Origin of the sequence: Arthrobacter echini (assembly GCF_004803505.1) — a bacterium.
GTDB classification, from domain to species: domain Bacteria; phylum Actinomycetota; class Actinomycetes; order Actinomycetales; family Micrococcaceae; genus Arthrobacter_D; species Arthrobacter_D echini.
Window position 1 is genome coordinate 207,596 of sequence record NZ_SSWH01000002.1, and the last position, 13,678, is coordinate 221,273.

14 protein-coding genes are annotated in these 13,678 nt (G+C 68.5%); 7 read left to right on the top strand and 7 right to left on the bottom strand.

The genetic code is table 11. From position 1 onward, the window contains the following. Positions 1-150 precede the first annotated feature (150 nt). Positions 151-951, top strand: a complete 801-nt coding sequence (locus E8P82_RS03315) for an RDD family protein (protein WP_136453071.1) — start codon at positions 151-153, stop codon at positions 949-951. A gap of 138 nt (positions 952-1,089) precedes the next feature. Here the strand turns inward: E8P82_RS03315 and E8P82_RS03320 are convergent, their stop codons facing one another. The 4 genes from E8P82_RS03320 to E8P82_RS03335 form a co-directional block, all read right to left on the bottom strand. Next, positions 1,090-2,175, bottom strand: a complete 1,086-nt coding sequence (locus E8P82_RS03320; RefSeq protein WP_246020920.1) for a L,D-transpeptidase — start codon at positions 2,173-2,175, stop codon at positions 1,090-1,092. A gap of 308 nt (positions 2,176-2,483) precedes the next feature. Continuing rightward, a complete protein-coding gene (gene ahcY, locus E8P82_RS03325; protein WP_136453073.1) occupies positions 2,484-3,983 on the bottom strand; it encodes an adenosylhomocysteinase in 1,500 nt (499 codons plus the stop codon). Positions 3,984-4,025: 42 nt separating this feature from the next. Further along, positions 4,026-4,208 carry a Trm112 family protein gene (locus E8P82_RS03330; protein ID WP_136453074.1) on the bottom strand — a complete coding sequence of 61 codons (183 nt, stop codon included), beginning with the start codon at positions 4,206-4,208 and terminating at the stop codon, positions 4,026-4,028. A gap of 60 nt (positions 4,209-4,268) precedes the next feature. Continuing rightward, the gene (locus E8P82_RS03335; RefSeq protein WP_136453075.1) at positions 4,269-4,649 is read right to left on the bottom strand and encodes a DUF3499 domain-containing protein; all 381 of its coding nucleotides are present in this window, start codon (positions 4,647-4,649) and stop codon (positions 4,269-4,271) included. A 113-nt stretch (positions 4,650-4,762) separates the two neighbouring features. Between E8P82_RS03335 and E8P82_RS03340 the strand changes: the two genes are divergently transcribed. Further along, the gene (locus tag E8P82_RS03340; RefSeq protein ID WP_136453076.1) at positions 4,763-5,257 is read left to right on the top strand and encodes a metallopeptidase family protein; all 495 of its coding nucleotides are present in this window, start codon (positions 4,763-4,765) and stop codon (positions 5,255-5,257) included. Between the two features lie 78 nt (positions 5,258-5,335). Here E8P82_RS03340 and E8P82_RS15385 read toward each other — a convergent pair whose 3' ends face one another. Further along, the gene (locus E8P82_RS15385; RefSeq protein ID WP_136453077.1) at positions 5,336-5,962 is read right to left on the bottom strand and encodes a WhiB family transcriptional regulator; all 627 of its coding nucleotides are present in this window, start codon (positions 5,960-5,962) and stop codon (positions 5,336-5,338) included. A gap of 251 nt (positions 5,963-6,213) precedes the next feature. Here E8P82_RS15385 and E8P82_RS03350 point away from each other — a divergent pair, with 251 nt between their 5' ends. After that, positions 6,214-6,996, top strand: coding sequence for a TIGR03089 family protein (locus E8P82_RS03350; RefSeq protein ID WP_136453078.1), 783 nt, complete (start codon positions 6,214-6,216; stop codon positions 6,994-6,996). On the opposite strand, the gene E8P82_RS03355 is transcribed toward E8P82_RS03350, so the two are convergent. Continuing rightward, positions 6,980-7,543, bottom strand: a complete 564-nt coding sequence (locus E8P82_RS03355) for a GtrA family protein (RefSeq protein ID WP_136453221.1) — start codon at positions 7,541-7,543, stop codon at positions 6,980-6,982. The genes E8P82_RS03350 and E8P82_RS03355 overlap by 17 nt on opposite strands. 225 nt (positions 7,544-7,768) lie before the next feature. On the opposite strand from E8P82_RS03355, the gene E8P82_RS03360 reads away from it, so the two are divergent. From E8P82_RS03360 to manA, 4 genes are read left to right on the top strand one after another with little or no spacing between them, the layout of a single operon-like run. Continuing rightward, a complete protein-coding gene (locus E8P82_RS03360; protein WP_136453079.1) occupies positions 7,769-8,944 on the top strand; it encodes a 5-(carboxyamino)imidazole ribonucleotide synthase in 1,176 nt (391 codons plus the stop codon). Beyond that, on the top strand, positions 8,941-9,489 hold the full coding sequence (gene purE, locus E8P82_RS03365) for a 5-(carboxyamino)imidazole ribonucleotide mutase (RefSeq protein ID WP_136453080.1): 549 nt from the start codon (positions 8,941-8,943) through the stop codon (positions 9,487-9,489). The genes E8P82_RS03360 and purE overlap by 4 nt, the downstream gene beginning before the upstream one ends. Next, a complete protein-coding gene (locus E8P82_RS03370) occupies positions 9,486-11,054 on the top strand; it encodes an LCP family protein (protein ID WP_246020921.1) in 1,569 nt (522 codons plus the stop codon). Before purE ends, E8P82_RS03370 begins: the two co-directional genes overlap by 4 nt. Positions 11,055-11,114: 60 nt before the next feature. Then, the gene (gene manA / locus E8P82_RS03375; RefSeq protein ID WP_136453081.1) at positions 11,115-12,572 is read left to right on the top strand and encodes a mannose-6-phosphate isomerase, class I; all 1,458 of its coding nucleotides are present in this window, start codon (positions 11,115-11,117) and stop codon (positions 12,570-12,572) included. Here the strand turns inward: manA and E8P82_RS03380 are convergent. Further along, positions 12,569-13,624: a lipid II:glycine glycyltransferase FemX gene (locus E8P82_RS03380; RefSeq protein WP_136453082.1), complete on the bottom strand. Its 1,056-nt coding sequence runs from the start codon at positions 13,622-13,624 to the stop codon at positions 12,569-12,571. The genes manA and E8P82_RS03380 overlap by 4 nt on opposite strands. Positions 13,625-13,678: the final 54 nt, after the last annotated feature.

Here is a 13,678-nt window from a genome sequence, read left to right on the forward strand (position 1 = left end):
GACAGGCCCGCACGGAGCTGGTCGGGGCAGACCGCGGTACACCTGCTCGCGGCGGTGATCCGGCCGTGATACGACGACGATAGGCTGGGTCCAGCTGGGGTGCTCGCGTGGACGCCCCAGGACATCACGTACACGAGGCACGGGGGTCGGATGAGTTCGGTCGTCACGGGTGAGGCCGTCGTCCTCGAACTCCGACCGGCGGGATTCGCGGCGCGTGGACTGAGCGTCATGATCGACATCGTGGCGCAGGGGATCCTCGCCGTCCTGCTGATCCTGCTGATCGGGAACGTGTTCGGCGGCGTCTTCGACACAGCCCTCACGACGGCGCTCCTGCTCGTCGTCGTCGTGCTGCTGGTGGTCGTGCTGCCGGTGACCGTGGAGACGCTCACGCGGGGAAAGTCCCTGGGCCGGCTGGTGATGGGGCTGCGGATCGTGCGCGACGACGGCGGTGCCGTCCGCTTCCGTCAGGCCTTCATCCGCGCGATGGTGGCGGTGCTGGAGATCTACCTCCTCGTCGGATCGCTCGCGTTCCTGGTGTCCCTGTTCAACGAGAAGTCCAAGCGGCTGGGTGATCTGCTCGCCGGCACCTATGCGATGAGGGAGCGGCTGGTCTCGACTCCCCGGGCTCTGGTCCTCATGCCGCCGGGCCTGCAGCCGTGGGCGCAGGTCGCCGACATCGGACGCCTGCCGGATCCGCTGGCCCGCCGCATGTCGCAGTTCCTGGCTCAGGCGCCACGGCTGACCGTGCAGGCGCGCCGGTCGATCTCCCGGGATCTCGCTGCGGAGGCCGCCCACCACGTGTCCCCGCCGCCTCCCGGGCACGCACCACCGGAGGAGTTCCTGCGGGCGGTGATCTCCTCGCGCCGCGATCGCGACTACACGGCGATGCTGCGCCAGCGTGAGCGGACCGAAGCGACGGCGAGAAGGATCCACCGGCTGCCCTTCACCTAGCCGGCCCGATCAGCCCCGGCGTCGAGATGGCAGACGTTACCGGCCAGGGTCCCGGATCACGGTCGTTCCTGCGCTTTCGGCACCGTTCGTGAGCCGCCGCGTAGCTGCAGCGCCCTGAGGATCCGGGCCTCCTCGCAGCTAGGGCTGGTTGACCCATTCGTCCCAGGGGACGTTCCAGTCGCCGAAGCCGTCGTCCACGTACATGGGCCCGTAGTCCGTGTTGAGGATCTCCACCACGTCCCCGGCAGCGAAGGTGTCGTAGAAGTACTCGGCGCCCTCGGGGGACATACCGATGCAGCCGTGGGAGACATTTTCGGTGCCCAAGGCGTCTTGCGCATCGGACAGCGCCTCGTGGACGAACGCCCCATCCCTGCTCAATCGACTCGCATGATTGACGACGGTCGGCGGATAGTAGTGCGGGTCACCCGGATGGAGCCCGATCGACTCCGCCGTGAACTGAGTGCTCTCGTACTTCTCCATCACCACCATGTAGCCCTCGGTCGAGGGCCACTCGTCCGTTCCCAGCGTCACGGGGAAGGTCCGGTCCAGTCTGCCGTCGAGATAGACCTCCATGGTCTTGGTGGCGTTGTCCACCACGGCCAGGCGCGTGTTGTGCGTCTTCACGGTCATCGTCGTGTCACCGTTGCCGATCATCCCGTTGCCGAAGTCGACGCCGAAGAGATCCATGCTCACCGTGATCGTGCTGTTCGGCTCCCAGAAGGTCTCGGGCCGGTACCGCACCACCGTGTCCGAGACCTTGCCCGTCCTGTCCGGCAACCAGTAGAACGCTCCCTCCTGGCCGCTGGTGCTCGTGATGGTGATGGCCTTCTCGACTGCATCGCGATTCGTCACCGGCTCGCTGAACGTGAACTGCAGGGGCTGCCCGGTGCCGACCGTGCTGCCGTCCAGCGGGAACATCGCGGCGTCGGCCTCGTTGGCGGGTTCCACGGTGGTGAAGGTCGACTCCGCATGCTGCACCTGCCCGGCGGAATCGAGCACGCTGTAGCTGACCGAGTACTGGGTGTTGAAGGCGAGCCGCTCGGTCGCGGTCCAGGTGGCCTGATCGTCGGAGACGGAACCGGCCACGGGTGAGCCGCCAGCGCTCGGTCGGACGTCGACGGTGCCGAGCATGGCACCGTCGACCGTCACCGTCGCGGGCGTTGCAGGATTGACACCGTACGCCCCGTCCGTCGGCGTGAGCTCCACCGTGTACGCGTCAGCCACCCGGGATGCCGCCGGTCCGGAGGTTGCGTCCGACGCCGGTGACTGCGATGGGGACGATGGTGCGGATGACGACGAAGCCGAGGGTGCGGAGGACGACGTCATCCCGCTGCCCGACGGCTCGGCGCCGTCAGGTCCCGTGCACCCCCCGATGAGGACCATCGCAGCACAGACCGCTGCGATCCTCCAGCCACTGCGCCGTACGGTTCGCACACCTGTTTCCTGCGTCATCGGCCCACCCCCCCTTGCATGTTTCGGCACATCATACGCCGCACTTCCCCATCAGAGGCGGCCCCCCGAGCATGCCGCACCTAGTAGCGGTACTGGTCCGACTTGTACGGCCCGGCCACATCGATGTCGAGGTACTCGGCCTGAGCCTTGGTCAGCTCCGTGAGCTCGACGCCGAGAGCGTCCAGGTGCAGGCGTGCCACCTTCTCGTCCAGGATCTTCGGCAGGACGTAGACCTCGTTCCCGTACTCGCGGTTCCCTTCCGCGTCCTCCTGCCCGGACTTCGTGTAGAGCTCGATCTGGGCGATGGTCTGGTTCGCGAACGAGTTGCTCATCACGAACGAGGGGTGACCGGTCGCGTTGCCCAGATTCAGCAGGCGTCCCTCGGAGAGCATGATCACGGAGTGCTCCTCCACGCCCTCGGCCCCGTCCGCCGGGATGACCCACTCGTGGACCTGCGGCTTGATCTCGATCCTCTCGATTCCCGGGATCCGTGCGAGCCCTGCGAGGTCGATCTCGTTGTCGAAGTGGCCGATGTTGCCGACGATCGCCTGGTGCTTCATCCGGGCCATGTGGGCTGCCAGGATCACGTCCTTGTTGCCGGTGGTCGTGATGAAGATGTCTCCCTGTGCCAGGACGCTCTCGAGAGCGGCGACCTGATAGCCGTCCATGACTGCCTGCAGGGCACAGATCGGGTCGATCTCGGTGACGACGACCCGGGCACCCTGCCCGCGGAGCGCCTCCGCGGCCCCCTTGCCGACGTCGCCGTACCCGCACACGACGGCGACCTTCCCGCCGATCAGCACGTCCGTTGCCCGGTTCAGGCCGTCGGGGAGGGAGTGGCGGATGCCGTACTTGTTGTCGAACTTGGACTTCGTGACGGAGTCGTTCACGTTGATCGCGGGGAACAGGAGCTTGCCCTGTGCCGCGAGCTGGTAGAGCCGATGGACGCCCGTGGTGGTCTCCTCGGTGACGCCCTTGATGCCCGCAGCGATGTCCGTCCACTTCCGCGGCTCGGACTCCAGGGTGGAGCGGAGGGTGTCGAGGAAGATCGCGTACTCGTGCGAGTAGTCGGCGTCGCCCTCCTGCGGGGCGGCCGGCACCGCACCGAGCGCCTCGAACTCCGCTCCCTTGTGGACGAGCATCGTGGCATCGCCGCCGTCGTCGAGGATCATGTTCGGCCCGGCTCCGTCGGTCCGGCCGGGCCAGGTGAGGATCTGCGTGGCCGTCCACCAGTAGTCCTCGAGGCTCTCGTTCTTCCACGCGAACACGGGAACGCCGGCGGGTTCCTCCACCGAGCCGGAACCGACGACGACGGCGGCGGCGGCCTCGTCCTGGGTGGAGAAGATGTTGCACGAGGCCCAGCGCACCTCCGCACCGAGCGAGGTCAGGGTCTCGATGAGCACCGCGGTCTGCACGGTCATGTGCAGTGAACCCGCGATACGGGCCCCTGCGAGCGGTTGTGAATCGGCGAATTCGGCGCGCAGTGCCATGAGGCCGGGCATCTCGTGCTCGGCGAGACGGATCTGGTGGCGTCCCGCCTCCGCGAGGGAAAGATCGGCGACTCTGTACTCGATCGTCATGGTCTGCTGTTCCTCACTGGTTCCTCCGGGTGGTTCTGGGTCTCAGGGGCGGTCGACGGTGGCATCGGCGCGAAGAAGCACCGGAATGCCGTCCTCGATCCGGTAGCTCAGGGGGCCGTCCGGGCCCGGTGTGGACGAGCGCAGGACATCGCCGTCCTGAACAAGCGTCGACCCGGTGACGGGGCAGCGCAGCACATCGAGCAGGTGGTCATGGAGAGTTGGCATGGGACGCTTTCGCCGTATCGATCAGGGGGAGGGTGGCTGATGCCAGTCTATCGTGGACCGTCAGGGCTCGCGGAGGATCCTCAGGTGCCTGGGCGCCGCTCCCGCGACGCCGGCCGGGACTTCCATGGGCGTCCTGGCGTCACGTCGGCCGGGCGTGGTCGGCTCGGGCTCGGCGGCGGCCTCCCGGACGGCCTCGACCAGGGCCACGAGATCATCCGGGTGGTGGTCGGGCGCGGCGTCGGGCAGCGCCAGGCGGAGAATCTCCCAGCCGCGGGGCACTGTCAGGCCCTCGGCGTGCGGGGAACACAGATCGTAGGTGTGCGGCTCGGCATAGGTCGCGAGCGGACCGACGACGGCGGTGGAATCCGCATAGACGTAGGTCAGCGTGGCTACCGCGCGCCGCTGGCAGGTCGATCTCGAGCATTGACGGAGTGGTCCCACGATGGGCAAGCCTACCGGGCATGGACGACGATCGCCGTCCGGTGCGGGCGAGAGGAGTACGCCCGGAGAGTACGCCGGGTGCGACACGCAGGTTCAAGGCTTAGAGTCGTCCCATGGAGGATGCTGCGACATTTTCGGTCGAGCTGACCGATCCGACGCGCGGGGCAGGGCATCCGGCGCGTTCCTTCTTCGAGCGACGCCGGAACCGCAGGGGACGCGGGCTGCGCGGGGAACTGCTTCCACAGCATCTGCCCGGATCCCGCTCGAGGTCCGAGCGGTTCGACGACTGGGTCCTGGATTCCGTGCAGCGACTCGAGAGACTGTGGGGCGAGCGCATCCAGGACCTGCAGATCGTGGTGCAGGAGATCCCTGACGATCTCGAGAACAGGACGGCCGAGACCATCAACGGCCTGCTGGGCTCGTCCACTCCCGCCCGTCCCGGACGGCCCGCGGTGATCACGCTCTACAGGCATCCGATCCTCATGGCCGCACGGAACGTCCTGCCACTGAACGAACTCGTCCACGACGTCGTGGTGGAGCAGACAGCCGAACTCATGGGCCTCGAACCGGAGGCGGTGGATCCGGCCTACGGCCGATCGCAGGCCTGAGCCCGGTCACCGAGGCACCGTACCGGCGGGCGCCGGAAGTACTCGGATCCCACAGAGTACTCGGATCCCACAGCTCGGTCAGCCGACGCCCCTGCGCAACCTGCGACGCTCACGCTCGGACAGACCGCCCCAGATGCCGAACCGCTCGTCCTTGTCCAGGGCGTACTCGAGGCACTCGGACCTCACCCTGCACGAGCCGCACACCTTCTTCGCATCGCGGGTGGAGCCGCCCTTCTCGGGGAAGAACGCCTCGGGATCCGTCTGCGCGCACAGTGCATCGGTCTGCCAGGACAGCTCGCCGTCGTCGTCGACACTGCCCGGCGTCATCGGCAGGACGAGAGCTACCGCCGGGGCTGCGGGTACCGGGAACAACGAGGTTCCGGAGCCGTACGGGGCATCGGATCCGGCCGGATCGGAGGCCCTCCGCCCGGCTGACGGAAGCGCGACGGCGCTGCTCGGGCGTTCGACGATCTCGGACATTGCGGCGTCGGCCAACAATGCATCCGGGAACGCCGACAGCGCGCCGTGCGCGGCGAGGAACGCCGTTGCCTGGTCCTCGAGCGCCGACAGCGAAGGCTGAGGACAGGACTCCACCGGACCGGCAGGATCGAAGAACCAGTCCGAGGGGTCCGACCCCGAGCCGTAGTGAACCGCTGCCTCCATCTCGATCCCGGATCGTTCCTGCGTGCGTTCTGCCTGCCCCATATCAGCCTTCCCGGTGGTGCCGTTCCAGCATCAACAGGGTCGACGATCGCTTCCCGCTGCTGGAACAAATCCGATGCCTAATTACACGGGCGTAAGTCTTCCTTCGTCAAGCGGAAGAAGGATCTTATAGAGTCGGAGCGGAAACAACCACGGGCGCCACGCCGGAGCGACTACCTGTTTTTCTCGTCGTCTCCCGATCATCCACCTCGGCGCTACGCCGCAGCCCCACCTCCGAGCCGGAAGATGCACCCATGCCGCAGTCACCAGCAGCACTCCTGGCGAGGATGCGCTCGAGCAGCCCCGCCTCCCCCCGCCTCATCTGGCACGGTAACGAGGGCCGGATCGAGCTCTCCGGTCGCGTCTTCGACAACTGGGTCGCCAAGAGCTCCAATCTCCTCGTGGAGGAGCTCGACGCGGTGGAGGGCACCGAGGTGGCATTCGACCTCCCGGTGCACTGGAAGACCCTCGCCCTCGCCTTCGCCTGCTGGCGGATCGGTGCGGTCGTCGTCCTGGCGGACGGTCACGATCCCGATGCGCGTGAGGAGCTCTCCCCCGACGCGGTCCCCGAGGGCGAGCTCGTCCTGTCCGCGACGGCCCTCGAGGGCATCGAGCCTCCGCGTGTCCTGGTGTGTGTGGCCCTCGGGTCGCTGGCCCCCGCATGGGAGGGGTCGCTGCCCACCGGAGCAGTCGACTTCGCGGCGGAGGTGCGCTCCCAGGATGATGTGTTCCCCGACCCGGTGGGCGGCGGCGTTGCAGGCTCCGCCCCTCTCGTGCGCGTGGGACGCAGGACACTGGATGCCCGGGATCTGGTGCGGGAGCTCACCTCGCCCTCACCGGTCACCGGCAGCGCGGGCTCGGCCCCCGGCCGGACACCGACCCTGCTCCTAGAACCGGGATCCACGGTGCTCAGAGCGCTGGCAGCCGCTTACACCCTCTGGGAGGGGAACCAGGACGGCGCGCTCGTCCTGGTGGAGGAGGGCGTTGCGGTCTCGGAGGGCATGGTGCTCGGCGAGCGCATCACTGATCGGCTGTAGAACGCCCCGCACGGGCCTCGTCCGGCATCCGGGCAGCCGTTCCGCCCTCCGGCACAGGGCCCTGCGCCGAGGGGCGGCCGTGCACGAGCTCCCGGTCGTGACCGAACCCGGGTTCCGCGTCGAGCTCGACGTTGAAGACCCAGAAGCGATAGGCCACGAACCGGACGAGTGTCGCGAGCACCGTACCGAGAATCCCCACGAGGAACAGCGGCTGCGGCTCGGTGACGCCGAACCCGTACTTCGCGACGGCGACGCATCCTGCGGCGATGCCCATCCCGATGACATTGATGAGCACGAACATGCCCAGTTCGCGGGCCGCGTTGGGCTGGCGGCGGTGACGGAAGGTCCAGTACCGGTTGGCGACCCAGGCGAAGACGGTCGCAACACCGGCCGAGACGAAACGCGCCTTGACCTCGCTGCCACTCATGGGCCCGTGGATCAGGTACCAGTAGAGACCGTTGTCGATGACGAATGCGATGCCTCCCACCGCGCCGAACTTCGCCGCCTCACGCCACAGGAGCGAGGCCAGGCCCCTGATCCGGTCCATGGGTGCTGCCACTGCTCTACCTCCGTGGGTGGGGATGAACGCCGGGCAGCAAGGGAACCTGTCCCCGGTCGCAGGAGAGTCCGTCGGTGGCCCGCGGAACGGGCCGCCGGGCAGAGCTCTCCGCGGCGTGATCGGTCCCATTTTACGGCCCTTCCCGCTGTCCCTGCGGCAGGGATCGCGCCCGGCCCGCAGGGGAGCTGTCACTGTGGCCGGTAATCTGTGGTGATGACATTTCCAGTGGTAGGTGTGATCGGCGGTGGGCAACTCGCCCGGATGATGGCAGGCCCCGCCGTCGAACTGGGCATCGAGCTCCGCGTCCTCGCCGAGGGCCCGGACGTCTCGGCGGTCGCGGCCGTGGCACATTCGAGCATCGGGGACTACCGCGACCTTCAGACGCTGCGCGACTTCGCCGCCGGGGTCGACGTCGTGACGTTCGACCACGAACACGTACCGGGTGAGCTGCTCGAGCAGTTGGCAGCCGACGGAGTCTCCATCCAGCCATCTCCCTCGGCGCTGCTGCATGCCCAGGACAAGCTCGTCATGAGGCGTGCCGTCGAGGATCTCGGACTGCCGAATCCCCGCTGGCGGGCCGTGCGGGACGCCGCCGGGATCGAGGCCTTCGCCGTCGAGGCAGGCTGGCCCGTGGTCCTGAAGACTCCCCGCGGCGGGTACGACGGCAAGGGAGTCCTCGTACTGCAGGATGCCGCCGGGGTCGCGGAGGCTGCCGCCTGGTTCACCGGCGGGGACCTGCTCGTGGAGCAGTTCGTCCCCTTCAGCCGCGAGCTCTCCGTCCTGGTGGCCAGGCGCCCCTCGGGTGAGTCGCTCGCCTGGCCCGTCGTGGAGTCGATCCAGGTCGACAGCGTGTGCGACGAGGTGATCGCACCCGCCCCGGGGCTACCCGCGGCGATCGCCGACGCCGTGACGGCGGCCGGGCTGCGGATCGCCGAGCGTCTCGGCGTCACCGGCGTCATGGCGGTCGAGCTGTTCGAGACCCCGGGGACGGGCGTGGGATACCTCGTCAACGAGCTCGCCATGCGCCCGCACAATTCCGGCCACTGGACCATGGACGGCTCGCTGACCGGTCAGTTCGAACAGCACCTGCGTGCGGTGCTCGATCTCCCGCTCGGCGCCACGGATCCGGTGCGCCAGTACGCTGTGATGAAAAACATCCTCGGAGGTCCGAACACCGATATCTACGCCGCCTACCCGCCCGGTATGTCCTCAGGACCATCCGCTAAGGTGCACTTCTACGGCAAGGACGTCCGTCCTGGCCGCAAGATCGGCCACGTCAACGCACTTGCCGCGCAGGGAGAACCGCTCGAGGCCGTGCGTGCACGGGCCGCGGGGGTTGCCGGGACACTTCGCGACGGTACCGGGATGCCCTCCACCGACCACGCATGATCGAAGGGAACACAGTGACCGACGCGCAGGTAGGGCTCGTGATGGGATCGGACTCCGACTGGCCCGTCATGGAAGCCGCAGCAGCAGCGCTGGCCGAGTTCGCCGTCCCCTACGAGGCCGACGTCCTCTCCGCCCACCGGATGCCGAGCGACATGATCGAGTACGGCCGGAGCGCCCACGCGCGTGGAGTGCGGGTCATCATCGCCGGCGCCGGTGGCGCAGCTCATCTGCCGGGAATGCTGGCATCGGTGACCCCACTGCCGGTGATCGGAGTCCCGGTTCCACTGCGTCATCTCGACGGGATGGACTCCCTGCTCTCGATGGTGCAGATGCCGGCCGGTGTACCCGTGGCAACGGTGTCGATCGGAGGGGCGCGCAATGCCGGACTCCTCGCCGTGCGCATCCTCGCCGCCGGGACCGACGAGCAGGCACGGACGCTGCAGCGACAGCTCGGTGATTTCGCACAGGCGCTCCGGGAGACGGCCGAGCACAAGGGTGCAGCGCTGCGATCCCGGATCGCCGGGTCGACGGCAGCAGACTCGTGAGCCTCACCCGCACCCGGACCGCCGTCGGCAGCAGCACCTCCCTGACCGATCCCGTTCGTTTTCCACGCTCCGCTCCCCCGAAGGTCCGTACCAGGCGTGCTTTCGTCCTCCTGCTCATGACGCTCCTGCTGCCGGGTTCGGCGCAGATCGTCGCCGGCGACCGCGGGTTGGGCCGGCGCGCACTGCGCGTCACCTTCGCCTGCTGGGCGCTCGTCCTGCTGTCCCTGGTGCTCGCGCTGGCCGACAGGTCGCTGCTGGTCGGCATCGTCACGCATCGCTGGTGGTCACTGGCCATCATCGTCGCGCTGCTCGGGATCGCACTCGGCTGGGCCCTGCTGTTCGTGAACACGCTGCGCCTGATCCGCCTACCGTTGCTCGATCGCGCGGTCCGTCCTGCCGTCGCGGCCACCATGGCGCTTCTCATGGTGCTCACCAGCGGATCCCTCGCTTACGGCGCCTATGTCCTCGGTGTCGGGCGCTCGACCGTCGGTTCCATCTTCTCCTCGGGACCGGCGTTCGAGCCTGTGGACGGGCGCTACAACTTCCTGCTCATGGGCGGCGATGCCGGTGAGGACCGCACCGGACGCCGACCGGACAGCATCTCGGTGATCAGCGTCGACGCCGGGACCGGCTCCACCGTGACCTTCAGTATCCCGAGGAACTTCCAGAACGCGCCGTTCCCCGACGGCTCTCCGCTCCAACAGGTCTTCCCGGACGGCTACTCGTGCGGGGACGAGTGCATCATCAACAGCCTCTACACCGAGGTGACCCAGAACTACGCCGAGCTGTATCCCGATGCCGCTGATCCGGGAGCGGCAGCCATGATGGACGCGGCGAGCGGTGTGCTCGGCATCGACGTCCAGGCCTATGTGCTGGTGGACATGAGCGGATTCGAACAGCTCATCAATGCGATGGGAGGTGTCACCATCGACGTCGGGGGCTGGGTCCCGATCACTGCCGCGGAGATTCCCGGCACCGACCCCGTCCGGCACTATCCGCCCGACGGCTGGATAGCGCCGGGCGTCCAGAGACTGGATGGGTACCACGCTCTCTGGTATGCCAGAAGCCGCGAGTTCGTCACGGACTACCACCGCATCTCCCGGCAGCAGTGCGTGCAGCAGGCGATGATCGCCCAGCTGGATCCGGCGACCCTCATCACGCGGTTCCAGTCCATCGCCGCTGCCGGTACGCAGATCGTCGAGACGGACATCGCGCAGGATCAGCTGGCGGGCTTCGTCGATCTGGCCCTCAAGGCCCAGGGTCAGTCGACCCGCCGACTGACCATCGGCGCACCGGATTTCGGTACCGTGGAGGAGAACTTCGCCACCTACCCGGATCTGGATCGCGTGCACTCGCGCGTGCGGACCATGCTCGCGGAGGATGTCGCGGACGCCGGGGCGATCCGCCCTCTCGAGCTGGAGCGCGCAGGAGTCGTCGGGATGCTGCCTGCGCAGGACACCGGCAGCGGCATCACCGAGCAGTACCTGCAGGAGCTCGCCACCATCGGGGACGACGCCACGCTGAGCGAACTCCTCGACGACAACGGCGAGTGCTCGCCGGCCTGAACCGCGCGTACCCGCCGTCCTTCCATCTTGTCCACTGCCCCCTCCCGAAGGACTCCGACGATGCATCTGCTGGACAGCACGCTCCGCCCCTACGCCTGGGGATCCCGGCATGCCATTGCCGATCTGCTGGGCAGGGAACCCTCCGGTGAGCCCGAGGCCGAGCTCTGGATCGGCGCCCATCCGGACTCCCCCTCGCGCATCGCGGACCGGCACGGTGACGGGCCGGGTCTCGACGAGATCATCGGTGAGGATCCGAAGGGACTCCTCGGCGAGGCGACGGCAGAGCGGTTCGGTGACCGGCTGCCCTTCCTGCTGAAGGTGCTCGCGGCCGACTCCGCGCTGTCCCTGCAGGTCCATCCCAGCGCGGAGCAGGCCGCGGCGGGCTTCGACGCCGAGGAGTCCGACGGCGTGCCCCGTTCCGCTGCGCACCGCACCTACCGCGACCGCAACCCCAAGCCCGAGATGCTCTATCCCCTCTCGGACTTCGAGGCACTCTGCGGGTTCAGGCCGCTGTCCGACGCCGTTGCCACCTTCGCCTTCCTCGCCACGGCCGTCGAACCCGGATCGCCGGCGCACGATCTCCTCGACTCCGTGGCGGCACGGCTCGTCGCAGGAGGCGAGGAGGCCTTGCGCGCGGTCTTCACGCAGTTGCTGCACGCAGCCCCCGGCATCGTGAAGGAGGTCGCGGACGCCGTCGGGCAGATCGATCGCCGCGAGGAATCGGCCGGTGCTGCCGCTCCCGGACCGGTGTCCGCGGCAGTACCCCGGAGGACCGACGACGCCGTCGTGCTCGATCTGGCGACCGTCAGGGAGCTCTCCGCCCAGTACCCGGAAGACCCGGGCGTCCTCGTGGCACTGCTGCTGAACCGCGTCTCGCTCCGACCGGGAGAAGCGATCTACCTGCCCGCGGGGAACGTCCACGCCTATCTGAGCGGGCTGGGCATCGAGGTGATGGCCTCCTCGGACAACGTGCTGCGCGGAGGCCTGACGTCCAAGCACGTGGCTCCCGACGAACTGCTCGAGACGGTGGTCTTCGAAGCCACGGCTCCGCCGACGCTGCTGCCCGAGTACACCCTGTTCGACCAGGAGCTGTACCGTCCTCCGTTCGACGAGTTCCAGCTCCAGCGCATCGTCCTCGCTGATTCCACAGCAGGACCCGGACATGCCAGGCCTGGCGGGAGCGGTGCGGGGCGGGCCGGTGGCGTGACTCCTCCTGCCGGGACCACGCATGCCGATGCCGCACCCGCCCATGTCCCGGTGGTCCAGAACGGACCGGTGGTGGTCCTGGCCGTGAGCGGTCCGATCCTGCTCGACACCCCGCGTTCCACCCTGTCCGTCCCGCGGGGCGCGAGCGCCTTCGTGGGGGCCGCCGAAGCGCCCCTGATCGTCCGCCCGGCGGCCGACGAGCACGGCGCTACCGCCGGTCCCGTGCTCGCCTTCGCGGTGACCGTCGGCACAGCCGGGCCCTCCGACGCCGGTGTCGGTGCGCGCGACGTCGACGGGGACGAGTCCCGCTAGCTGTTCCCGCCGCGAACCCTGCCGCGCAGTTCATGGAGTACGGGCTGTATGCGCGCTGCCTGCCGGCGCGCCTGCTGCATACCGCGCCTGGCCAGGGGCAGCAGGCGGTCGAACAGCGGGTAGTAGCGCGAGAGCGGCAGGTCCCAGGTGCCAGCGAGCTGGTTCTCGTGCTCCGCCCAGCCCATCTTGAAGCGGGAGACGCCGTCGTTGAGCAGACCGTTGAAGTCGTAGCGGGCAACGCCGCGCGCCTTCATCTCCCGGATGGCGAACCACTTCAGCGCGTAGTTGGCGCGCAGTCTCTCCCCCTCCTCCGTCATGCCGCCGTAGAGCTCGAAGGAGGTCACCCGACTCGTGGAGAGCCACAAAAAGGCGACGACGTCGTGGCCCCGGAACGCCGCGTAGACCGGCGAGGCGTCGCCGAGGTTGTCGAAGATGTCGAGGTAGTAGGAGTCCTCGTGGATGCCGAAGCCGGCCCGCTGCGCCGTCAGCCGGTAGACGTCGAGGCACGCACCGAGTTCACCGCGCTCGACCCGGCGGATGTCCAGGTCCTCCCGGCCCGACTTCCGGATGTACTGCCGGTGCTTCTTGGACATGCCGCCCAGCAGGTCGTCCTCCGAGCGGCGCAGATCGAGGATGAGCGTGCGCGGGATCAGGATCGTGTTCCCACTCGCCCTGAAGCCGCTGCCGGGCAGGGCCCTGGCCTCGGCGCTCGTCGCATCCCAGTCCGGTTCGATGCTCAGTGCCACGGAGCGGTGCGTGGATCGGACGTACTCCGCGACGGCGTGCAACACCTCTGCCGCCCTGCCCTGTCGCACCTGCGGTCCCCTCGGGAGGTACGCGAGGCTGCGCAGGGGCACGGGCAGGGCCCTGAGCACGAGCTGGGCCGCGCCGATCACCACGTCGTCCTCCATCACGAGGAGACGGTCGGCGCTCCAGCCGTGGGCCGCCTTCGTCTGCCCCCAGCCCCACAGCTGCTGGGGATGGCCCTCCAGCTCGTTGACGGTTGCGTCCCAGAGGGCGCGGTCGAGGCACGGCGACACGGAAAGACTCATCGAACCAGCCTATCGGTGCGCGGCGTCCGGACCGGCCGACGGCGGGCGGACTGT